The organism is Bacillus xiamenensis (genome assembly GCF_000300535.1).
GTDB lineage: Bacteria > Bacillota > Bacilli > Bacillales > Bacillaceae > Bacillus > Bacillus xiamenensis.
The window spans coordinates 15,271-36,072 of sequence record NZ_AMSH01000032.1 but is presented as its reverse complement, the minus strand read 5'-3'; the positions used below and the strand labels follow the sequence as shown (position 1 = coordinate 36,072).

Sequence of the window (20,802 nt, the reverse complement as noted above, 5' to 3'; positions counted from 1 at the left end):
TCCGGTAATATACTCTGGCTTCCTAGACTTCAAATGTTTTCAGTTCACCTTGAAAAGAAGACAAAGGGCTAAAATAAAAATCATTTTAGCCCTTTGTCAACAATCTGACATCCTCCATTATTGGAGGATGTTTTTTTTATGGAAGAAACCGTTTTTGAATATCGGGTGTCGGCACCATACAGGATGTTTTTTGACCAAACCATTTGTAGCGGTTTTTCGCGATGAGCTGATAACACCAATCACGGATTGGGCGGGGAATGATAAGGAGCAAATAGCTCCACCTGTAGATTCCTTTTAAATGCCGTGCAGCTCTTAAGATGCCAGTCGATTTCATGTAAAGTGTGCCTTCTTCAATATAAATAAATGAATTGAACTCATCTAAAGGCAAGCCGTTTTCTTTTAAAATACGCTGTCCTGTATTTGATTGTAAAGAAGCAAACATCATCTGCTCGTGTGGATCACGCTTCATGACAAACTGAACAGCGCCGCTGCACACGTTGCAGACACCATCAAATAAAATTAAATGAGAAGGCTGAGGTGTATGCATGACAGTTAAACCTCCTGTTTTATCTGGCATATTGCATTGTGTTTTTCCAAATACGTAAGTGCGGGCTTGAGCTATAAATAGATTCAACGGTTCCTCTATCTCTTCCGACCCATACACCCATTGTGTATTGATCCGTGAGTCCGACAAACCAAATATCTTTGTAGTCGTTAGATGTTCCTGTTTTACCACCGATGTATGGAGAATTGAAATTCGCTTTTTTCCCTGTTCCACTTTTCACAACGGAGGCAAGCAGTTTGCGCATCGTTTCATTTGTCCGCTGCGAATAGACCTGCTTCGGCGATTCTTTCCACTTATAAAGGGTTTTGCCATTTAAGTCTGTGACCTTTGTAATGGAGTGATTTCGCGTATAGGCACCTTGATTGCCAAACACGGTATACGCATCGGTCATTTCTAACGGCGAGAAGCCTTTTGTAAATCCTCCAAGTGCAGAAGGGAGGCGGTAATCATCCGCTACAATATGTTCGAATGAGAACTTTTCTAAATAGCTGAAGCCTTTATTGACACCGACTGTATCAAGCATTCGGATCGCTGGTGTATTGTAAGAATTCTTAAAGGCGGTTTCAAGAGTCACCGTTCCATACGTTTTATGGTTGTAGTTTTGCGGGCAGTATCCGCTGCTGCAAAACTTGCCGGCACTGATTTTACTTGATGCGGTCGCACCGGTTTGATCAATATAAGGGCCATAATCTAACAGCGGCTTAATTGCGGAACCTGGTTGTCTTTGCGCTTGATAAGCGTAATTGAAATCAAACTTTTTATAATTCTTCCCGCCAGCCAGTGCGACGATTTGATGGGTTTGGTGGTTAATGACTGCTGAACCGCCTTCCACACCTTGATAAGGCAATTGAGCATTGAGCTGATAAACCGCTCTTTGCTGCAAGGAAGGATCGAGTGCTGTATAAATCTTCACGCCATTCTGAAGCAGGGCACTGACCTTTTCGGATAATTCCTTTTGAATCGCCTTTTTTGCTCCTGCTGTTTTGGCCTTCTTCAATCGTTTTGTAAAGCCTTCCTGATCAGACACAAGGTCGGTAAATTCCTCATTAGCGTACGTCACATAGTCAGGATAAAGATTTTTCTTTTCACTTACGGACAAGCTGATTTTTTCTTTGACTGCTTTGTTGTACTGCTTCTTGGTGATGACGTCATCTTTTTTCAAGATACCGAGCAGCCGTTCTTGGCGTTTCTTTGTGTGCTTGAATTGTTTCAATGGGTCATACAGCGTTGGATTGTTTGGAATAGCAGAGATAAATGCCATCTGAGCAAGCGATAAAGAGCTAAGCGGCTTGTCAAAATAGTAACTAGCCGCAGAACCCACACCGTAAACACCATTACTAAAATAAATCGTATTTAAATAGCTTTCGAGAATTTCATCTTTTGTGAATTTCCGCTCTAGTTCATAGGAATAGAGCAGTTCTGTAAACTTTCGGCTGAACGAACGTTCATGGCTTAAATAGAGGTTGCGGGATAACTGCTGTGTGATCGTACTGGCGCCTTGGCTAATGCCATGGTTTTTGACATTTGCGGCAAGTGCACGAACAACCCCCATAAAGTCAATGCCTTTATGGTCATAAAAATTGCGGTCCTCTGAGCGGAGGAACAGTTCCTTCACGGAATCAGGAATTTTGTCGTATTTCACGAAAACACGGTTCTCATCATTCGATACGATCTCGGAGATAAGAGAACCATCTCGATCATACATATAACTGTTTTGGGAAAAATCTATCTTTTCCAGCTTGATTTTTTGATCAAGCACTTCGTTAACAGGCTTTACACTTGCAGCTTCTTCCTTTGATAGATAAAAAGTCAGAACAAATAATGGGATGAGGGCAGCAAGTAATAACCAACCAATGATTGCACGAAACATGAGGTCACTCACTTTCTTCAGATTTCTAGCCATATCGTACCATTCTTTTGCGAATACGAGAAGGTTATTTTTAGAAAAGAATGGATGTGAAGTCTAGTAAACTAGGCATCTAGAGATGAAAAAAGAGTATCTGATGACATATCAGACACTCCTCTCTCTTGTCTTTGATTGTGAGCGGACCACCCATAAAAATAATGCCCCAAAAAGGAAAATACCGGCGGTGACATAAAAGACAGCTGGAATCCCGTAATGACTTGCGACAATGCCGCCGATCACTGGACCAACAACATTTCCGAGAAAACGGAAGCTGACATTGTAACCGAGCACTTCCCCTTGCATAGAGGCAGGTGCTTTGATGCGAATATACGCCGTCGTACACGGGATAATCCCGCCTAGTGCCATCCCGTATAAGAAACGGAAGATCACTAACATCCCGTAGGAATCCGCCATCGCTTGTGGGATGAATAAAATGGAGGAGAGGATGAGAAGGGCAAGCAGCACCTTATCGTGACCGATTCGATCCCCAAGATCTCCCCATTTCCGCGTAAACAGCAAATTGCCAAGTCCTGTTGCAGAAAACGCCAGCCCCGCATAAAAGGCTAGATTGACCGGTCCATGTAAATCGTGAATGTATAAAGCTAAAAGCGGCTGAATGCTAAAGTTCCCTACTTGCGTAATAAACGTTAACAGCATGGTAACCACAAGCAAAGGCTGTTTGAACATATGGACAAGGACTTCCTTCCGTGAGTAAGAAACACGCTTTGCTCCTTTTGAACGGATTGGCTGTTCTTTCACACCGAAAATAATGACAATTGCCGACACATAAATGACAGCGGCTGTTAAGAAAAATGTATAAATGAATCCGACACTGTCTGCCATGAATCCGCCCATCAATGGACCGAATAATCCGCCAGCCACATTACTCATTTGCATTGTTCCAAGGGTTTTACCGGCTGTTGCCTTTTCAGTTTGCGCAGAAATCAGCGCCATCGAAGTTGAGATAAAACCAGTCACAAGCCCCATGAAGAGCCGAAGTGCGAATAGCTGATAAACGGTTTGAACAAGCCCCATTAATAAAATGCTTGTGGCAATCCCGATGCCGTTAATGAGCAAAATCTTTTTATAGCCATGGCGGTCACCAATCCGCCCCCAAATAGGAGAAATGAGAAAGGCCGTTAAAAACGTGATCCCAAAGACATAGCCGCTCCATCTTTGAACAAATTCATTCGAGTAGCTACTATCAAGAGATTCTATGTAAAGTGATAAAAAAGGGACGATCATCGTAATGCTGGCAGATACAAAAAAGTTCACAAACCACATGATGTACAAGTTTCTCTTCCTGTTTGTGATAGGGACCACCTTCTTTATTTATTTCGTGTTCCTTAATAATTATAAAGGAAAATAAACGATCTTTCATCTGATGAATAGGTTGGGCATAGTGAATCTGCATTATTTTCGCAAAAATGAAGTGATTTCAAAGTCCGTCTTAATATAATGGTAGCAGGATGAAAAACAGACGAAAAAGTGAGGTGAGACTGATGGAACAGAAGACGCTGCTTGTGGTCGATTTTGAATTTACGATGCCTGATGGAAAATATCATCCACAAAATTTTTTCCCTGAAATCATTGAAGCTGGAGTAGTGAAAGCATCAAATGAAACGATCATAGACACATTCTCAAGCTACGTCAAACCGAAAAAGTTTCCGAAGCTAACAAAGCGCTGTAAATCGTTCCTCGGCATTACGCAGCAAGACGTAGAGAACGGGGTTTCATTTGAGACGTTTATTGAGAAGCTCGTGTCACTTGATGGGGGAGAAGGCTGTGAGATTATCACTTGGGGAAATATGGACATGAAGGTGCTGAAGCAAAACTGCATGCTCAATCATATTGCTTTTCCTTTTAAGGGAAAGCTGCGGGATCTCGCCTTTGAATATAAAACCTTCTTTGGGGATAGAACTCTCACAGGACTTCGAAAAGCGGCAAAGGAATACGGCAGTGATGGAGCTGGTCAGCATCATAAAGCACTTGATGATGCCATGACCACTTACCAGCTATTCACCCTTTTTGAAAAAGACCGATCCTATGTGGAAAATCCGCAAACAACCAAAATTGGTGAACTCATTGACTTCTCTCACTTTTTTGATTCGACAGACTAGCGGGCGTCTTCTGGAAAATAATCTTTTTCAAGAGAAGAGAGGCACGTTCTTGATTTTTCAGCCCATTTGGAATCATCCGCACTGAGCCCTTTTTTCAATTTGTCTACGGCTTCTTTCAGTGACACTTGATAATCAGGGATGTCACCATCATAAGGCTTCACCATATGATGAGGGATATTCGTCTGTTCCCTAAAGGCCAAAGCTCGCCTCTCCTGAAAAAAAGGCACGTCCGCTTCTTTAGGGTGATGCAGGTCTCCTTGAGTTGGATGCGTTAAAACCGCTTTTACTTGAACGAGATAAGTGGATGGTTTAACGGCTGTCACTTCCCCAATATAAACACCTGTTTTGTAAAAACCTTTCACCGTTTGTCCAATCTGAATGTCTGTCATGTGAAATTCCTCCATTTCCTTCATATAAGAAGGTATTTCCTTTCTTTTAGCCAATATAGTGAAGTAAACGAGCAAAAGGGGGAATGGCGAATGATGTCGTTCATCGCACTCTTTCTACTGTATTTTCCTGAAGATAAAAGGGAGTACATCCCAGCGGCGATTACCACGGTGCTTTTCTTTATGGCTGCATTTATTTGTTTTCGTCTGATCGTTCGTGCTTCTAAGAAGCAGGAGCAGATAGATGAAAAAAGGACAAAAAAAATGGATTGATCATTTTCTTCTTGTATCTTCAGGAAACTTCACGGTGACCGTTGTACCAGACTGAAGCGAGCTTTTGAAACGAATCGTTCCATGGTGATTTTCGATGATGGAAAATGTCACGGTCAGCCCAAGCCCAGTTCCTTTATTTTTCAACGTGTAATAAGGTTCGCCAAGCTTTTTCATTTGGCTTTCTGTCATACCTACACCGTTATCAACGAAATAAAGGCAGATTCGATGATTCTCTTTTGAAGCAAAAAGTTCAACTTTTCCTTCGTGTTCGGGTGCTGCTTCAATCGCATTTTTGATTAAATTAATCATCACTTGCTTGATCTTCGTTTCATCACCTTGAATGTATAGGTCTGGTTCAATGGATTGATGAATGGTGACCGATTTAAAATTAGCGTAGGATGTCATCAGCGATGCACATTCTTCAAGTAATTTAGATAAATTGAGAGATTCAATTTGATAATAATTTTGTTTCGCAATATCAAGATAACTCGTGATAATATCTTGCGCGCGGTCTAGTTCAGATAAAACGAGATTTTTATAATCTTTATTGGTCGACGGCTCTTTCGCATTGTCACTTGAAAAGAGCAGCTGAATAAACCCTCTCACAACTGTCAGTGGATTGCGTACTTCATGGGCGACGCTTGCCGCAAGCTCACTTACAATCGTCAGCTTCTCTGATTGGACGAGCTGTGTTCTCATTTGTGCATTTTCTTTCACGAATTCAATGCAATAAATGCTTAGCACAAGAAAGAATATGTAGTAAAGAGTTGAGAAAAATAACTCAAGGAACTTTTGCTGCATAATAAAAGCCGGGCTGTACTCCAGTAAGCTGACTACAAGCAGCCCAATGTAAATAAACACCCCTTTTGATAAACCAATAAGTGCTCCGTATAGCAGCTTTTTCGGCTTCGGATATTGGCGCCATTTCCGGTAAAGTAGGAAAGGAACGAAAAAGTAAATCGGTACAACAATCAGTCCAACCCATAAAAAAGAACCATACATCACGAACTTTACGGTTGAACTGGCCAAGATGGCGACGATTCCAGCGGTGTATCCTCCATATAAAATGGCTAGTACAAGGGGAATCGATTGAAGCCCAGTCTGCAAATCTAAAATCGAACCAACTGGATACATAATACATAGTGCTGATGAAATGGATGCAAATATTGTGATGAGCAGTTTATTCGTTTTAGGGAAATGAGCAGGGGTCCGGCTTAGCCATAGTGCATGATATAAAAAGATTGGAAATAGAATAAAAGATACATGGAGCAGAAAATCCTTGAACATTTCCATTTAAATGCTCTCCTCGTAAATAATTGTAATTCCTCTCATTATATCATTTCATGTACAAAGTAGATATGATAATAGGAGGGTTTTTTTCTTTAAAAAGAACACCCGCTAGGATGTTCTTTTGATAGAAATGGTTTTATTTGGATTACTGGGTGAACGCTTGATGAAGGCGTTTCAGACCTTCTTTCACCGTTCCGGCAGGACAGCCGAGATTCATTCGAATAAAGCCGTCTCCTTCATGCCCATACACGTGCCCAAGCTCTAGTATCACCTTGCCCTTTTTTAGCAAATTCCGTTTCAATTCCGCCTGAGTGAATTGATAATCACGAATGTCCAGCCAAAGTAAATAAGAAGCATCTGGTTTCATATAACGCATATTAGGAAGATGTTCGTCAATATACTCCATTGCGATCTTCATATTCTTTTCGAGATAAAGAACAAGTGAATCAAGCCACTCATCCCCGTGGCGATAGGCCGCTTCCATCGCAGGGATTGCAAATGCATTCAGTTTGGATAATCCGTTTCTTTGCAATTCACTGGTAAAAAGGGTTCTTTTTTCTTCATCAGAAATGATAATGGCAGATGCTTGAAGTCCAGCTAAATTAAAAGTTTTACTTGGTGCAATACACGTGACTGTGATGCCTGCTATCTCATCAGAAAGACTGGCAAATGGCACATGCGGCTTCCCGTAAAGCATCAAATCAGAGTGAATCTCATCTGAAACGACCGTTACACCATGCTGCACACACAAGTCTCCTACACGTTTTAATTCCTCTTTAGACCAAGCTCTCCCTGAAGGATTATGGGGATGACAAAGGAACATCAGCTTCGCCTCTGGTCTGCTTAATTTTTTCTCTAAATCATCAAAATCCATCATGTAGCGGTTGTTTTCTATTTTTAAAGGATTGGTTGAGACAATACGTCCATTTCTTTCAATCATTTGATAGAAGGGTGTATAAACGGGTGACTGAATGACCACTTCATCATTCGGAGCTGTAAAAGCTTGTACAGCAAAACTAAGAGCTGTAACGATACCTGGTGTGAAGGTGACAGCATCTGGTTGAATGGTCCACCCATGTCTTCTTTTGAGCCAGTCAGCCACTGCCTGCTGCGTCTCCTGATCCTGAAAGGCATAGCCGAATACGCCATGATCTAATCGTTCTTTTAAAGCATCAAGAACGACTTGGGGCGCTTTAAAATCCATATCTGCTACCCACATCGGCAGCGCATCTGTTGTCAGGAACAATGACTCTGCTTGATCCCATTTGACTGATTTTGAACCTTTACGTATGATCTGTTCGTCGAAATTCATGAAACCCACCTCTAGCCGTTTTTCAACCACTCTTGGTTGTGCTAAAATAAACATCACAAAATTTATTATAAGCGGTGATACCGATGAAAGATAGTCAAGCTGTAGAAGAGATGATTCAATCCATTAAGGCATGGGATCCTTTTCATTATGGAGAGGACTTTTATGAAACGGAGCCTGCTGACGTCATCAGTGCCTTATACGACGCAGAGGACCCATTATCTTTAGCAAAAGAGATTCAAGCCATTTACCATCACTCATTTGAGCAGCTTCTTCCGATAGAGAGCTGTCAAGATATAGCGAAACAGCTTTTTGTCCTAAGAGACAGCAGCTCCTGCTCTCGTTAAGACAGGCTGAAGCTGCCAATTTGATCAGACACAAAGACCGGATTTTCCTCAGGAAGGAGATGCCCGGTTTTTTTTAGTGCATGTAAGGTCGAATGCGGCAAATCCTTGTGTAGCCTTTCGCCAATTTGAATCGGAACAATTCGGTCTTCCACGCCCCAAATAAGCAGGACGGGTGTCTCCATTTTCTTTAGCACATCTGACGTCAAATCGCCTTCCCTGTGCCGTATCAAGCGAAATATGCCTCTAAAAATTTGATCATCTGAAAAAGGCTTTAAATATCCGTCCACCATTTCTTGATCAATAATCGAATGATCATGCACAACAGCGGTTAAATTTTTCATAATGCCTTGCTTTAAGAGCTTTCTTTTGAGATATAGATAAAAATAAGGAATATATGTGCTGTAAACAAGCGATCTTTTGGACTTATTCATATACCCTGAACTGCACAAAAGAACGGCCTTTTCAAATAGGTCTGGACGCTCAGATGCAGCATATAAGGCAATTTGTCCGCCCATGGAATGACCGACGAGAATCGCATGCCGAATCTGCAAGTAACCAGCTAGCTCAATAATGATTTTCGCCATGTTGCGATAGCTGTAAATGAACGTATTCGACTTTTCGGACTGCCCAAATGGAGGCAGATCAATTGCAATTAAATTGAAATCTTGTTTCAGAAGCGGGATGAGCTTTCGATAGCTGAAGGTAGATGAGAAGAGACCATGAATCAAAATCAATGTCTTCTTTCCCTCATTTGGATAGTGCTCGTAATAGATATCTAAACCGAATTTACTTTTCATATAAGCTGGCTGAACAATGTCCATACTCATCAACTCCGATACTTGACTGTCTGTTAGGTGACTGTATTGTACCCTAAAAAGTGGGTTTTAAGCTACGATTAGAATCTTTTCCCTGCTTAGCATAATGGGAAAAACGTGCTATAATGTTCAGAAGATTTTTTAAAACTAGCTTTTACATTCAGAGGTGTGAAATCAAATGAAACTAAGTGAAAAAGAAACTGAAATATTAGAGATTTTAGATGAGAACAGCCGTGCCGATTTAAATACAATTGCCAAAATGGCAGGCGTCACAACAGAAGAAGCCGAAGCCATTATTCAAAAACTTGAAGATCAAAAAGTCATTATTGATTATTCGACCATGATTGACTGGCGAAAAGTGGATGGCCACGAAGGCGTTACAGCGATGATTGATGTGAAAGTGACCCCGAAAAGAGGCGTCGGTTTTGATGAAATTGCTGAACGTATCTACAGATTTCAGGAAGTGGAGTCCGTGTATTTAATGTCAGGTGTGTATGATCTATCTGTTGTGATTAGAGGAAGATCCATGTCTGATATCGCTCGCTTCGTATCTGAAAAATTATCGACACTTGATTCCGTTGTTTCAACAACTACCCACTTTATTTTGAAAAAATATAAGCATGATGGGAAAGTATTTGAAACAGGGGACGATGACAAAAGAATCGTGGTGTCTCCTTAAATGAAAAAGTCTTATTTATCTGAAACGGTACAAAGCATTCAGCCGTCAGGTATTCGAAAATTCTTTGATTTGGCAGCCACAATGGAAGGAGTCATCTCCCTCGGTGTCGGTGAACCGGATTTCGTGACCGCTTGGAATGTGAGAGAAGCAAGTATTATGTCATTAGAACAAGGACTTACCTCCTATACGGCAAATGCTGGGCTGCTTTCTTTGCGAAAAGAATTAAGCCAGTATTTATATAAGCGGTTTCATGTTGATTACAGTCCTGAAGAAGAACTCATCATTACTGTTGGCGGAAGTCAGGCGCTTGATTTGGCCTTTCGCGCCATTCTAAACAGCGGTGATGAAGTGATCATCCCAGAGCCTTGTTTCGTAGCCTACGGGGCACTTACGACACTTGCGGGCGGTGAACCGGTGTATTTAAGTACATCAGCTGAAAAAGATTTCAAAGCCGATTCCGCTGATCTTCGCACGAAGCTGACGCCGAAGACAAAAGCCATCTTGCTATGCTCTCCGTCAAACCCAACAGGGTCTGTCTATTCGAAAGAAGAGCTTGAAGATATTGCTCAGTTTGCAAAGGAGCATGACCTTTTAATCATCACGGATGAGATTTATGCAGAGCTAACGTACGATGAAGCTTTTACGAGCGTGGCTGCGATTCAAGATATGAAGGAAAGAACGATTTTGATTTCAGGTTTTTCAAAAGGATTTGCTATGACAGGCTGGCGCTTAGGATATGTGGCAGCACCGCCTGTACTCCGTGAGGCTATGCTGAAAATACATCAATATTCTATGATGTGTGCACCGGCTATGGCACAATATGCCGCTGAAGAAGCATTAAAAAACGGACTTGAAGATGTGGAGAAAATGAAGAAAAGCTACAGAAGGCGCCGTAATTTGTTTGTCGGCTCTCTCAATGAACTTGGACTCACATGTCATCAGCCAAACGGAGCGTTTTACGCTTTCCCGTCCATTAAAAGCACGGGCATGACATCAGAACAATTTGCCGAGGAGCTGCTGCTTAGCGAAAAAGTAGCGGTTGTCCCTGGAAATGTATTCGGTCCAAGCGGTGAAGGGCATATTCGCTGTTCATATGCATCGTCACTCGATCACCTGCAGGAATCACTTTCAAGAATCCAGCGGTTTTTGCAAAGTAGACAAGTGAAAGAAGAGGCACCTGCCATCTTAAAATAAAAAAAGGCATCAATCCATCTGGACTCATGCCTCTCAAATTAGGGGGGGAATACTAGAAAGCATTCTTGTTTTCAGGTATTCCCCCTTTTCATATGATCTAAACCCTTTTAAAAAATATTTTGCGAAACTGTCCGTTCTGTGATATAGTTTTTAATTGCGTATAAACGAATATTAAAACATTTATTTAGGAGTTGTTATCATGGCGACAAAGTTTGAAGTAGGCAGTGTTTACACTGGTAAAGTAACAGGATTACAAGCGTATGGTGCGTTTGTTGCATTAGATGAAGAAACTCAAGGACTTGTGCACATTTCAGAAGTGACACATGGCTTTGTAAAAGACATCAACGAGCACCTTTCAATTGGTGACGAAGTTCAAGTAAAAGTTCTTTCTGTTGATGAAAATGCTGGTAAAATCAGCCTTTCTATCCGTGCAACACAAGAAGCACCTGAAAGAAAAGAAAGCAAACCAAAGAAACAAAGACCACAGCAAGTGAAAGAAGAAGCTGCTGCACCACAAGGGTTCAATACACTGAAAGATAAACTTGAAGAGTGGATTGAGCAATCTAACCGTAAAGACCTTATCAAGAAATAAAAAAAGCACCGCTTCAAACGGTGCCTTAGGCTGCCTCATATAGGCAGCCTTTTTTATGTCTTTTGTTAGCGAACCTCTGGATTCGGCTCGTCACGGCGGACAGCTTCTTCGCTTGGCTTGAATAATAGACCAAGGTTAACAAGACCTGCAATTCCAACAAGACCATAAATAATACGTGATAATGCAGCACCTTGACCGCCAAAGATCGCTGCTACTAAGTCAAATTGAAAAAAGCCGATTAGTCCCCAGTTAATAGCACCGATAATCGTGAGCACGAGGGCAATACGTTGAATAGCACTCATCGTGATTCCTCCTTTCGCTACAGTATCAATACATTTATATTTTGCAGATTTTTAGCCAAACTATGCGTAAGAAAATGGATGAAAGCAAATTACTTTACTTTTGGAAGGAAAGAGGCGCATAATGTAGCGCGAGGAGGAGATCACATGGATCGATTTACTTATTGGAACCCAACGAAATTAATCTTTGGAAAGGGAGAAGTATCAGCCCTTTCAGATGAACTAAAACACTACGGAAAAAACGTATTGCTTGTATATGGTGGAGGTAGCATTAAACGAAATGGCCTTTATGACCAAGTTGTCAGCATCTTAAAAGAATCAGGAGCTACAATCACTGAGCTTGCTGGTGTTGAGCCAAACCCGCGCTTAACAACGGTTAGAAAAGGGGTTGAGCTTTGCAAAGAGAACCAAATTGATTTTATTTTGGCAGTCGGCGGCGGTAGCGTCATTGACGCAACCAAAGCGATCGCAGCTGGTGCGAAATACGATGGAGATGCTTGGGATATCGTCACTCGTAAGCATGTCCCAATGGAAGCCATCCCATTTGGTACAGTATTAACACTTGCCGCGACAGGTTCTGAAATGAACTCTGGCTCCGTCATCACAAACTGGGAAACAAATGAGAAATACGGATGGGGCAGTCCAGCTGTCTTCCCTAAATTCTCTATTCTTGACCCAGTCAATACATTTACTGTGCCAAAAAACCATACGATTTATGGCATGGTCGACATGATGTCTCACGTGTTTGAACAATATTTCCATCACACAGAAAATACACCTTACCAAGATCGTATGTGTGAAGGACTTCTTCGTACCGTCATTGAAACGGCACCGAAGCTGATCAACGATCTGGAAAATTACGAACTCCGTGAAACCATCTTATTTACGGGTACAATTGCGCTAAATGGAATGCTTTCTATGGGCGCACGCGGTGACTGGGCATCTCACAATATTGAGCATGCGGTATCCGCTGTCTATGACATCCCTCATGCAGGCGGACTTGCGATCTTGTTCCCGAACTGGATGAAGCATGTCATTCAAGAAAACCCAGGCCGCTTCAAACAATTAGCGGTGCGTGTATTTGATGTAGACCCTGCGGGGAAAACAGATGAAGAAGTTGGCTTAGAAGGAATCGACAAACTGTCTGCTTTCTGGACAAGCCTAGGAGCACCAAGTCGTTTAGCTGATTATGACATTAACGATGAGAAAATTGATTTAATTGCAGACCGTGCAATGGCACGCGGTGAATTTGGTCAATTTAAAAAGCTGAACAAAGAAGACGTTCTAGCTATTTTAAACGCTTCTCTATAATCGAATGTCAAAAAGATAGCTGCTTTCGAGCAGTTATCTTTTTTTTGAGTTCAGTGTGTACATATGTTACAGTAGTCTTTCATGTTTTTGGATATATTCGTTGTAAGGAGATGTTGAACAGATGGAGAACTTTATTTACTATAATCCAACCAAATTAATGTTTGGAAAAGGACAACTAGAAGGACTCAAAAACGAACTCGCTCGTTATGGGAAACGAGTGTTACTTGTATACGGCGGAGGCAGTATTAAGAAAAATGGTCTTTATGATCACGTGATCAGTGCTTTAAATGAAGCAGAGGCTGAAGTATATGAGCTGTCTGGTGTTGAACCGAACCCTCGCCTCACGACAGTGAAAAAGGGAATCGAGATCTGCCAAGCTGAAAAAATTGATTTCTTATTAGCCGTTGGCGGTGGAAGTGTCATCGACTGTACAAAAGCGATTGCAGCTGGAGCAGCATATGACGGGGATGTTTGGGATATTATTTCAAAGAAAACAACCGCTCAAAAAGCATTGCCATTTGGCACAGTATTGACACTTGCAGCGACCGGCTCAGAAATGAACCCGGACTCTGTGATCACAAACTGGGAAACAAATGAAAAATACGTGTGGGGAAGTTCAGTGACGCACCCTGTCTTTTCTATTTTAGACCCTGAACATACGTATTCTGTACCAGAAAACCAGACGGTATATGGCATGGTCGATATGATGAGCCACGTATTTGAACAATACTTCCATCATGTCAAAAATACGCCTCTACAAGATCGGATGTGTTTTGCCGTTCTTCAAACGGTCATCGAGACAGCACCAAAACTGCTTGAAGACTTACAAAACTATGAGCACCGCGAAACAATTCTTTATGCTGGAACGATTGCTTTAAATGGCACACTGCAAATGGGCTATTTTGGAGACTGGGCATCTCATACGATTGAGCATGCGGTATCCGCTGTTTATGACATTCCGCATGCGGGTGGACTTGCGATCATTTTCCCAAATTGGATGCGTCATACACTTGATCATAATGTGGAACGTTTTAAACACCTTATGCTTCACATGTTTGACATTGAAACAGAAGGAAAAACAGATCGTGACATCGCATTAGAAGGAATCGACAAGCTGTCAGCCTTCTGGACTAGCCTAGGTGCACCAAACCGTTTAGCGGATTATGACATCGGCGAAGATCAACTAGACAAAATTGCTGATATTGCGGCAAAAGAAATGGAATATGGCGGCTTTGGTAACTTTATGAAACTAAACCGTGATGACATTCTGTCTATTTTAAAGGCCTCTTTATAATCTTGATAGCCGCTTTTCTTCATGAGGAGCGGCTTTATGCTGCATCAATGACGATCACTTGATTTCAATAGCTAGTTCCGCTAAAGTGAAAGGGACAGAACTAACGTAATGGAGGGCTTATAAGCGATGACACATATTCAATTTGACTACTCGAAAGCGTTACCTTTCTTTCAAGAACATGAGCTTACATATTTAAAAGATTTTGTGAAGGTGGCCCATCATCATATTCATGAGCAAACGGGTACTGGCAGTGATTATTTAGGCTGGGTTGATTTACCGAAGCAATATGATCGTGAAGAATTTGCCCGTATTAAAAAAAGTGCAGAGAAGATTAAGTCTGATTCTGATGTATTACTCGTTGTAGGAATCGGCGGGTCTTATCTTGGCGCACGTGCGGCCATTGAGTTTTTAAACCATTCTTTCTATAATGCGCTGCCAAAGGCCAAACGCAAGACACCGCAAATCATTTTTATTGGAAACAACATCAGTTCCTCTTATTTAACCGATGTCATGGATTTGCTGGAGGATGCCGATTTCTCCATTAACGTGATTTCAAAATCTGGTACAACAACAGAGCCAGCCATTGCGTTCCGCATCTTTAAAAAGCTCCTTATCGAAAAATATGGTGCTGAAGAAGCGAAAAAACGTATCTATGCGACAACTGACAAGGCGCGCGGAGCTCTTAAAACTTTAGCAACAGAAGAAGGCTATGAAACATTTATCATCCCTGATGATGTCGGTGGACGCTATTCCGTTTTAACAGCAGTCGGTCTATTGCCAATCGCTGTGAGCGGTGCAGACATTGATCAAATGATGGAAGGTGCTGCGAAAGCAAGCGAAGACTTCGCTTCATCTGAGCTCACAGAAAATGCGGCTTATCAATATGCAGTTGTCCGTCATGTTCTTTACAATAAAGGCCGGACAATTGAAATGCTGATTAACTATGAGCCAGGATTACAATACTTTGCAGAATGGTGGAAGCAATTATTCGGCGAAAGTGAAGGAAAAGATGAAAAAGGAATCTATCCTTCATCTGCCAACTTCTCAACTGATCTTCATTCACTTGGTCAGTATGTGCAAGAGGGAAGAAGAGACTTGTTTGAAACAATTGTGAATGTAGACAAGCCTCGTCATGAGCTGGTCATTGAAGCAGAAGAACAAGACCTTGATGGCTTAAACTATTTAGCAGGAAAAACAGTCGATTTCGTCAATAAAAAAGCATTTGAAGGGACAATGCTTGCCCATACTGATGGGAAAGTACCGAACCTGATTGTCACCATTCCTGAGATGGATGCTTATACATTCGGATATCTCGTGTACTTCTTCGAGAAAGCATGTGCGATGTCTGGTTACTTACTAGGCGTCAACCCATTCGATCAGCCAGGAGTAGAAGCGTATAAAGTGAATATGTTTGCTTTATTAGGAAAACCGGGCTTCGAAGAGAAAAAGGCAGAACTTGAAAGCCGTCTCAAACAATCTTAAGAACGAAAAAGCACACTTGTTAAAAGGTGTGCCGAGCGTGTAGACAAACCCTCGCATTCGGTGTCAGTCCTGCGTGCCGGTGCTCACGAATGTTAAATTCGCTCCGGTACTCGTCCTTCATAGACTGTAAAGGTTTTCAGATCACGCTTAAAAGAAGACAAAGGGCTAAAATAAAAATCATTTTAGCCCTTTGTCCACAATCTGAGCACACCTGTTAAAAGGTGTGCCTTTTTTTGTTTTCTCATGGTTCCAGTGCAAGCCTTCCGATGTTTTGAACATAGAATAATCAATGGAGGAGGTTGAAGAAGCGATGAGAACAAATCATATTTATATTCATGATATTTCTGGGCAGGCCATTGTTAACTTTGGCAATGTCGGGCGAATCTGTCCAATGAGTGCTGTGAAGGACACATCAGGAGCGGGCAGTGCGAATGAGACAAATGCATCATCCAGCCAGAGCTTGTTGGATGCCGCTTTTACAAACAATGTACAAATCACGAGGGGCAGATGTATGAATTCCTCTCTTTAACGAACCCTATACAAAAAGGAGGGTTCTGTATGATTCATGTACCATCCAGGCTGACTGGTGAAAGCTTCACACTATACCATCTAGAAGAAACCATGAAGCCGCTCGGATACGTCATCAATGGCAATTGGGATTATGATCACGGCTATTTCGATTATAAAATTGACAACCGTGACGGCTACACCTTTCTGAGAGTTCCATTTACAGCCGAGAAAGGGCAGCTTGATCAGCCCGGCGTTGTCGTAAAAATGGGACATCCATTTCTCTTAAAGCATGTGTATCAAGACAAATTAGATGACCATGCAATGGTTGGAAATGTGGGGGCATCATTTAACCAATTCCAAGAGCCAAAAGAGAAAGATGGAGATGTGTCAAAGGCTTATACCGACATTGGCTTTTCACTCGTTAAGGAATTAGAAGACGCGCTGCTTTAAAGGCTGATTAGCTCATCCTCTGGGTGAAGCTCATATCCAAAGGGAGGATTCATCATGGGTCCTTCTTTTTTTTGTACACCTATAATGATCACATGATGCTCTAGAAAGTGATGGAGCGCTGTTAAGAATGTCTCTCCAGCTAATGAAGCCGGTACCGGAATGATGGTGATGTGTTTATGCAGTGTCATATGTCGTTTTTTCTTTAACGCCAGGAGCTGTTCTTTTAAAAGAAAATGTTCCACCATTAAATGATTGACGGCATCAGACGTGTGGATGACTTGATTGGCTCCAGCCCGCTCAGCATTTTTCACATAACGATCTGTTAAGATTTCAATTAAACAATATAACGAAGGATTTAACCCTTTTGCTGCGAGCAAGGTTAAGACGCTTTGCATATCGGCTGTCACTTCATTTTCATGCTGGTCTGCGGTAATCATTAGTGTATCTGCGCCCGTAATATTGGCTTTGCGCAGAGTCACATCTTCGGTACCATGTCCTTTAATAAAATGAACATTTTCTAAAAGAGGCCCTTCCTTTAAGGAGTCATCAATCAGCACAATCGGCATGGCGGGATCAATCGTTTGAAACGATTGAAGCAGTTTGTTTGTTTTCTCATTCCACCCGACGATGATCAGATGTCCTTTCCCTTTGAACGAAACCTTCCCCTCTACATAATGATGCTGTTTGCTAAACACAGCGGCGGCAAGCGTGGCAAAGTAAGCAGTGACAAAGCTTGCTCCGATAAAAATGAGCGCCATGCCTGCTACTTGCCCGGGCGTGGTTTGCGGCACAAAATCACCGTATCCAACAGTAGAAACTGTAATGAGTGCCCACCAAATCCCATCAAAGATCGTATGGTACTGCTTTGGTTCAAGTAACACGATTAATTGTCCAAAAAAGAGAAGTATGAAACAAATAATGATGGCAATGCGAAGAAAAAGAGGCCATCTTAGCCAAGCGATAAAGATACGGTTTGATTTCATCGGACTCGTCCTTTCAGGGAGACTGCTCATGTTCAGTATGCCCGATTGAGGAAACAAATTTTCATCTTCGTCATGTATTGAAACAGAAACCATATCTTAAAATAAGAGAGAAGAAGGAGGGAATGCGAATGTCGTTTGTTCAAAAGACCATACTTCTTTTTATCGGCGCACATTTTTTATCATCGGCTGTGATCTTGCTTGTATTTGACTTAAATGCGGTCAATCATTTTATGAATGATTTCTCATGGCTGCGCTTCTTTCAAGACCTATATGGAACGGTGACATTTTATACGGCATGCTTAGGAATGTTCTTTTTTTTCATTGGCGCAGTCATCCCCCTTAAAAAGACCTAGTGCTTTTTGCTGTACACGTTACATAAAAGTCATTAAAATTGTAAATAAATATATAAAATAAAAAGGAAGCTGATGAGCATGCTGTTTTTTTATTTTTTAACATTTGCCGCATTGGGATTGTCATTTTGGGCACAATTTAAAGTGAAGAATAATTTTGAAAAGTATTCAAAGGTTGAAGCAGCCAGTATGAAAACAGGTGCTGAAACTGCTCGATATATTTTAGATCGCAACGGGTTATATGACGTACCTGTTGAACCGGTAAGAGGAACTTTGACTGATCATTACGACCCGACGCAGCGTGTGGTTCGTTTATCTGAACCTGTGTACTATGGCCATTCGATTTCGGCCATTTCAGTTGCATCACACGAGGTTGGACATGCCTTGCAGCATCAGGAATCTTATGGTGCGCTTGTCTTGAGACATAAGATCTTCCCTGTCGTGAACTTTGCATCTGGTGTTGCCCCGCTCCTTTTCCTTGGTGGAATTTTGCTCGGCAACCTTAACTTAATCGGGCTTGGGATCATTTTGTTCTCAGCTGCTGTGTTCTTTCAGCTAGTGACATTGCCTGTCGAGTTTAACGCAAGTTCTCGTGCAAAAGATATTATTGTTTCAGAAGGAATCATTAGAAGCAGTGAAGAAAGAGGTGTGAACAAGGTATTAAATGCTGCAGCTCTTACGTACGTAGCGGCGGCCCTTGTCTCCCTGTTTGAATTGCTTCGGTTTGTAATGATCTTCCTAAATGGCCGTAATGATTAATTGACGCCAGAGGAGGTGAGCCCTTACCAGTGTTAGGTAAGGGTTTTTTTGTATATTTTAAACGTATTTTTAGTCCTATTACTCATTGCTGCGACGGCATTTTTTGTTGTCACTGAATTTGCGATTGTGAAAATTAGAGGCTCTAAAATCAATCAGTTGATTGAAAGCGGTGATAAGCGAGCCATTCATGTTCAAAAGCTGACATCAAACCTTGATGAATATTTATCTGCCTGTCAGCTTGGCATCACCATCACGGCATTAGGCTTAGGGTGGTTAGGAGAGCCGACGGTAGAGCATTTCCTGCATCCGCTGTTTGAAAATTTAGGGCTTCATTCCGCGTTGATAGATATCATATCGTTTATCATCGCATTTGTGATCATTACGTTTTTACATGTCGTCGTTGGAGAACTAGCGCCCAAAACGATTGCCATTCAAAAAGCAGAGGCTGTCAGCCTTGTGACGGCAAAACCCCTTATTTTTTTCTATAAAGTCATGTACCCGTTTATTAAAGCATTAAATGGGGCTGCGCGAGGCATTGTGAAATTATTTGGTTTTCATTCTGTCAAAGAACATGAAGTGGCGATCAGTGAGGAAGAATTGCGTCTGATCCTGTCTGAAAGCTACGAAAAGGGCGAGATTAACCAATCTGAATACAAATATGTGAATAAAATATTTGAATTTGATAACCGAGTGGCGAGAGAGATCATGATTCCGCGCACCGAAATCTCAGCCATTGATATTGAGCAGACGCTAGAAGATGTGACGCATTATATGCTAAACGAAAGGTACACACGCTATCCTGTGATTAAAGAAGACAAAGATCATGTCATTGGTGTGATCAATAGCAAAGATGTGTTTAAAGCAAGCTTCCTCCATCAAGAGGTGTCCATTGAAGATTTAATGCGTCCTGTCATTCGTGTGATTGAAAGTACACCCATTCAGGAATTGCTTATTTTGATGCAGAAGGAACGGATTCATATGTCAGTGCTTGTGGATGAATACGGCGGAACAGCCGGGCTCGTCACAGTAGAAGACATATTAGAGGAAATTGTCGGAGAAATTCGGGATGAGTATGACCAAGATGAGACGCCGCATATTGTGAAAAAGGGCGACTTTCACTATGTGATGGACGGGAAAGCCCTGATTGATGAAGTCAATGATTTATTGGATTTAGCGATTGAGAATGATGATGTCGATACGATTGCAGGCTGGATGATGACGCATAAAATCGATTTTGACATTGGAGATATCATTGAAGCAGAAGGCTGTGAATTTAAAATCATAGATGCAGAAGATCATCATATTCGAACCATCGAAGTAAAAAAGGTTCACTTTTCCTAAAAACCTCGGAGCTATTGACGAGGTTTTTTTGCTTGGTAAACTTTAGGTGTGAGGATATTTGTGCCGATTGGTCGTGATTTGTTTCACAGCAAAAGGGTATGGTCTTATAGAAACGACAAAAAGGAGCAGTCATATGAAAAAAATCAATCTACAAACAGACAGACGAGATGACATGATAGACGTGACCCATGAAGTCCATCAGTATGTGAGGGAAACAGGTATTCAAAACGGAACCGTCATTGTCTATTGTCCACATACGACAGCAGGCATCACCATTAATGAAAATGCGGACCCAGATGTCAAACGAGATATGCTGCGCCGGCTTGACGAAGTCTTTCCATGGGAACATCCAAAGGACCGTCATATGGAAGGAAATACAGCAGCACACATGAAGGCTAGTTATATGGGCGCATCTCAGCATGTTCTTGTTCATAACGGTGATCTTGTGCTTGGAACGTGGCAGGGAATCTATTTCTGTGAGTTTGACGGACCGAGATATCGCCACTTTTATGTTCAGGTGTCATCAAACGAGTAGGAGAGGGGAAAA

The 20,802-nt window shown here is 41.7% G+C and carries 24 protein-coding genes; 15 read left to right on the top strand and 9 right to left on the bottom strand.

From position 1 onward, the window contains the following. Positions 1-136: 136 nt before the first annotated feature. The 3 genes from BA1_RS11365 to BA1_RS11355 all read right to left on the bottom strand — a co-directional run bounded on the left by BA1_RS11365 (position 137) and on the right by BA1_RS11355 (position 3,755). Positions 137-547 (bottom strand): thiol-disulfide oxidoreductase DCC family protein, encoded by a 411-nt coding sequence (locus BA1_RS11365; RefSeq protein ID WP_008358999.1) that lies wholly within the window; start codon positions 545-547, stop codon positions 137-139. 19 nt (positions 548-566) lie between these two features. Further along, positions 567-2,468, bottom strand: a complete 1,902-nt coding sequence (locus tag BA1_RS11360) for a transglycosylase domain-containing protein (RefSeq protein ID WP_051009118.1) — start codon at positions 2,466-2,468, stop codon at positions 567-569. A gap of 108 nt (positions 2,469-2,576) precedes the next feature. Further along, a complete protein-coding gene (locus BA1_RS11355) occupies positions 2,577-3,755 on the bottom strand; it encodes an MFS transporter (RefSeq protein WP_008358995.1) in 1,179 nt (392 codons plus the stop codon). 218 nt (positions 3,756-3,973) lie between these two features. On the opposite strand from BA1_RS11355, the gene kapD reads away from it, so the two are divergent. After that, complete coding sequence (gene kapD / locus BA1_RS11350) at positions 3,974-4,591, top strand: 3'-5' exonuclease KapD (RefSeq protein WP_008358993.1); 618 nt, start codon at positions 3,974-3,976, stop codon at positions 4,589-4,591. On the opposite strand, the gene kapB is transcribed toward kapD, so the two are convergent. Continuing rightward, the gene (kapB, locus tag BA1_RS11345) at positions 4,588-4,980 is read right to left on the bottom strand and encodes a kinase-associated lipoprotein KapB (RefSeq protein ID WP_008358991.1); all 393 of its coding nucleotides are present in this window, start codon (positions 4,978-4,980) and stop codon (positions 4,588-4,590) included. The two genes, kapD and kapB, sit on opposite strands and share 4 nt — an antisense overlap. 90 nt (positions 4,981-5,070) lie before the next feature. Here kapB and BA1_RS11340 point away from each other — a divergent pair, with 90 nt between their 5' ends. After that, positions 5,071-5,250: a hypothetical protein gene (locus BA1_RS11340; protein WP_008358989.1), complete on the top strand. Its 180-nt coding sequence runs from the start codon at positions 5,071-5,073 to the stop codon at positions 5,248-5,250. On the opposite strand, the gene BA1_RS11335 is transcribed toward BA1_RS11340, so the two are convergent. After that, the gene (locus BA1_RS11335) at positions 5,251-6,543 is read right to left on the bottom strand and encodes an ATP-binding protein (RefSeq protein WP_008358987.1); all 1,293 of its coding nucleotides are present in this window, start codon (positions 6,541-6,543) and stop codon (positions 5,251-5,253) included. A gap of 142 nt (positions 6,544-6,685) precedes the next feature. Next, complete coding sequence (locus tag BA1_RS11330) at positions 6,686-7,852, bottom strand: MalY/PatB family protein (RefSeq protein ID WP_008358985.1); 1,167 nt, start codon at positions 7,850-7,852, stop codon at positions 6,686-6,688. 83 nt (positions 7,853-7,935) lie between these two features. Here BA1_RS11330 and BA1_RS11325 point away from each other — a divergent pair, with 83 nt between their 5' ends. Next, positions 7,936-8,196 carry a DUF1871 family protein gene (locus BA1_RS11325; protein ID WP_008358983.1) on the top strand — a complete coding sequence of 87 codons (261 nt, stop codon included), beginning with the start codon at positions 7,936-7,938 and terminating at the stop codon, positions 8,194-8,196. On the opposite strand, the gene BA1_RS11320 is transcribed toward BA1_RS11325, so the two are convergent. Next, positions 8,193-9,017 (bottom strand): alpha/beta fold hydrolase, encoded by an 825-nt coding sequence (locus BA1_RS11320; protein WP_008358981.1) that lies wholly within the window; start codon positions 9,015-9,017, stop codon positions 8,193-8,195. The genes BA1_RS11325 and BA1_RS11320 overlap by 4 nt on opposite strands. A gap of 172 nt (positions 9,018-9,189) precedes the next feature. On the opposite strand from BA1_RS11320, the gene BA1_RS11315 reads away from it, so the two are divergent. The 3 genes from BA1_RS11315 to yugI all read left to right on the top strand — a co-directional run bounded on the left by BA1_RS11315 (position 9,190) and on the right by yugI (position 11,476). Next, positions 9,190-9,690, top strand: coding sequence for an Lrp/AsnC family transcriptional regulator (locus BA1_RS11315; protein WP_008358978.1), 501 nt, complete (start codon positions 9,190-9,192; stop codon positions 9,688-9,690). Then, on the top strand, positions 9,691-10,884 hold the full coding sequence (locus tag BA1_RS11310) for an aminotransferase (RefSeq protein WP_008358977.1): 1,194 nt from the start codon (positions 9,691-9,693) through the stop codon (positions 10,882-10,884). A gap of 199 nt (positions 10,885-11,083) precedes the next feature. Next, positions 11,084-11,476 (top strand): S1 domain-containing post-transcriptional regulator GSP13, encoded by a 393-nt coding sequence (gene yugI, locus BA1_RS11305; RefSeq protein ID WP_008345795.1) that lies wholly within the window; start codon positions 11,084-11,086, stop codon positions 11,474-11,476. A 65-nt stretch (positions 11,477-11,541) separates the two neighbouring features. Here the strand turns inward: yugI and BA1_RS11300 are convergent, their stop codons facing one another. Continuing rightward, complete coding sequence (locus BA1_RS11300) at positions 11,542-11,778, bottom strand: DUF378 domain-containing protein (protein WP_008345792.1); 237 nt, start codon at positions 11,776-11,778, stop codon at positions 11,542-11,544. Between the two features lie 144 nt (positions 11,779-11,922). Between BA1_RS11300 and BA1_RS11295 the strand changes: the two genes are divergently transcribed. From BA1_RS11295 to BA1_RS11275, 5 genes are all read left to right on the top strand, one after another. After that, on the top strand, positions 11,923-13,086 hold the full coding sequence (locus BA1_RS11295) for an iron-containing alcohol dehydrogenase (protein ID WP_008358974.1): 1,164 nt from the start codon (positions 11,923-11,925) through the stop codon (positions 13,084-13,086). Positions 13,087-13,207: 121 nt separating this feature from the next. Next, a complete protein-coding gene (locus tag BA1_RS11290; protein ID WP_008358972.1) occupies positions 13,208-14,380 on the top strand; it encodes an iron-containing alcohol dehydrogenase in 1,173 nt (390 codons plus the stop codon). 126 nt (positions 14,381-14,506) lie between these two features. Then, positions 14,507-15,862 carry a glucose-6-phosphate isomerase gene (locus BA1_RS11285; RefSeq protein WP_008358969.1) on the top strand — a complete coding sequence of 452 codons (1,356 nt, stop codon included), beginning with the start codon at positions 14,507-14,509 and terminating at the stop codon, positions 15,860-15,862. 310 nt (positions 15,863-16,172) lie between these two features. After that, on the top strand, positions 16,173-16,391 hold the full coding sequence (locus tag BA1_RS11280) for a spore germination protein (RefSeq protein ID WP_008358966.1): 219 nt from the start codon (positions 16,173-16,175) through the stop codon (positions 16,389-16,391). Between the two features lie 29 nt (positions 16,392-16,420). Continuing rightward, positions 16,421-16,822 carry a YugN-like family protein gene (locus tag BA1_RS11275; RefSeq protein WP_008358964.1) on the top strand — a complete coding sequence of 134 codons (402 nt, stop codon included), beginning with the start codon at positions 16,421-16,423 and terminating at the stop codon, positions 16,820-16,822. On the opposite strand, the gene BA1_RS11270 is transcribed toward BA1_RS11275, so the two are convergent. Continuing rightward, complete coding sequence (locus BA1_RS11270; protein WP_008358962.1) at positions 16,819-17,805, bottom strand: potassium channel family protein; 987 nt, start codon at positions 17,803-17,805, stop codon at positions 16,819-16,821. The two genes, BA1_RS11275 and BA1_RS11270, sit on opposite strands and share 4 nt — an antisense overlap. Positions 17,806-17,933: 128 nt before the next feature. Here BA1_RS11270 and BA1_RS11265 point away from each other — a divergent pair, with 128 nt between their 5' ends. The 4 genes from BA1_RS11265 to BA1_RS11250 all read left to right on the top strand — a co-directional run bounded on the left by BA1_RS11265 (position 17,934) and on the right by BA1_RS11250 (position 20,790). Then, positions 17,934-18,158 (top strand): YuzI family membrane protein, encoded by a 225-nt coding sequence (locus tag BA1_RS11265; protein WP_008358960.1) that lies wholly within the window; start codon positions 17,934-17,936, stop codon positions 18,156-18,158. 81 nt (positions 18,159-18,239) lie between these two features. Beyond that, entirely contained in the window at positions 18,240-18,914 is a 675-nt protein-coding gene (locus BA1_RS11260; RefSeq protein ID WP_034739202.1) for a zinc metallopeptidase, read from the top strand. A gap of 48 nt (positions 18,915-18,962) precedes the next feature. Next, on the top strand, positions 18,963-20,255 hold the full coding sequence (locus BA1_RS11255) for a hemolysin family protein (protein WP_008358955.1): 1,293 nt from the start codon (positions 18,963-18,965) through the stop codon (positions 20,253-20,255). Positions 20,256-20,388: 133 nt separating this feature from the next. Then, positions 20,389-20,790, top strand: coding sequence for a secondary thiamine-phosphate synthase enzyme YjbQ (locus BA1_RS11250; RefSeq protein WP_034739193.1), 402 nt, complete (start codon positions 20,389-20,391; stop codon positions 20,788-20,790). The last annotated feature ends 12 nt before the right edge of the window (positions 20,791-20,802 follow it).

What these genes read in the sequence shown, in the direction of transcription:
- BA1_RS11265 (WP_008358960.1), top strand. Translation starts at nt 17,934, where the DNA reads ATGTCGTTTGTTCAAAAGACCATACTTCTTTTTATCGGCGCACATTTT.
- BA1_RS11280 (WP_008358966.1), top strand. Translation starts at nt 16,173, where the DNA reads ATGAGAACAAATCATATTTATATTCATGATATTTCTGGGCAGGCCATT.
- BA1_RS11300 (WP_008345792.1), bottom strand. Translation starts at nt 11,778, where the DNA reads ATGAGTGCTATTCAACGTATTGCCCTCGTGCTCACGATTATCGGTGCT.
- BA1_RS11335 (WP_008358987.1), bottom strand. Translation starts at nt 6,543, where the DNA reads ATGGAAATGTTCAAGGATTTTCTGCTCCATGTATCTTTTATTCTATTT.
- BA1_RS11310 (WP_008358977.1), top strand. Translation starts at nt 9,691, where the DNA reads ATGAAAAAGTCTTATTTATCTGAAACGGTACAAAGCATTCAGCCGTCA.
- BA1_RS11290 (WP_008358972.1), top strand. Translation starts at nt 13,208, where the DNA reads ATGGAGAACTTTATTTACTATAATCCAACCAAATTAATGTTTGGAAAA.
- BA1_RS11315 (WP_008358978.1), top strand. Translation starts at nt 9,190, where the DNA reads ATGAAACTAAGTGAAAAAGAAACTGAAATATTAGAGATTTTAGATGAG.
- BA1_RS11355 (WP_008358995.1), bottom strand. Translation starts at nt 3,755, where the DNA reads ATGTGGTTTGTGAACTTTTTTGTATCTGCCAGCATTACGATGATCGTC.
- BA1_RS11275 (WP_008358964.1), top strand. Translation starts at nt 16,421, where the DNA reads ATGATTCATGTACCATCCAGGCTGACTGGTGAAAGCTTCACACTATAC.
- BA1_RS11325 (WP_008358983.1), top strand. Translation starts at nt 7,936, where the DNA reads ATGAAAGATAGTCAAGCTGTAGAAGAGATGATTCAATCCATTAAGGCA.
- BA1_RS11285 (WP_008358969.1), top strand. Translation starts at nt 14,507, where the DNA reads ATGACACATATTCAATTTGACTACTCGAAAGCGTTACCTTTCTTTCAA.
- kapD (WP_008358993.1), top strand. Translation starts at nt 3,974, where the DNA reads ATGGAACAGAAGACGCTGCTTGTGGTCGATTTTGAATTTACGATGCCT.
- kapB (WP_008358991.1), bottom strand. Translation starts at nt 4,980, where the DNA reads ATGACAGACATTCAGATTGGACAAACGGTGAAAGGTTTTTACAAAACA.
- BA1_RS11365 (WP_008358999.1), bottom strand. Translation starts at nt 547, where the DNA reads ATGCATACACCTCAGCCTTCTCATTTAATTTTATTTGATGGTGTCTGC.
- yugI (WP_008345795.1), top strand. Translation starts at nt 11,084, where the DNA reads ATGGCGACAAAGTTTGAAGTAGGCAGTGTTTACACTGGTAAAGTAACA.
- BA1_RS11330 (WP_008358985.1), bottom strand. Translation starts at nt 7,852, where the DNA reads ATGAATTTCGACGAACAGATCATACGTAAAGGTTCAAAATCAGTCAAA.
- BA1_RS11270 (WP_008358962.1), bottom strand. Translation starts at nt 17,805, where the DNA reads ATGAAATCAAACCGTATCTTTATCGCTTGGCTAAGATGGCCTCTTTTT.
- BA1_RS11360 (WP_051009118.1), bottom strand. Translation starts at nt 2,468, where the DNA reads ATGGCTAGAAATCTGAAGAAAGTGAGTGACCTCATGTTTCGTGCAATC.
- BA1_RS11250 (WP_034739193.1), top strand. Translation starts at nt 20,389, where the DNA reads ATGAAAAAAATCAATCTACAAACAGACAGACGAGATGACATGATAGAC.
- BA1_RS11295 (WP_008358974.1), top strand. Translation starts at nt 11,923, where the DNA reads ATGGATCGATTTACTTATTGGAACCCAACGAAATTAATCTTTGGAAAG.
- BA1_RS11320 (WP_008358981.1), bottom strand. Translation starts at nt 9,017, where the DNA reads ATGGACATTGTTCAGCCAGCTTATATGAAAAGTAAATTCGGTTTAGAT.
- BA1_RS11340 (WP_008358989.1), top strand. Translation starts at nt 5,071, where the DNA reads ATGATGTCGTTCATCGCACTCTTTCTACTGTATTTTCCTGAAGATAAA.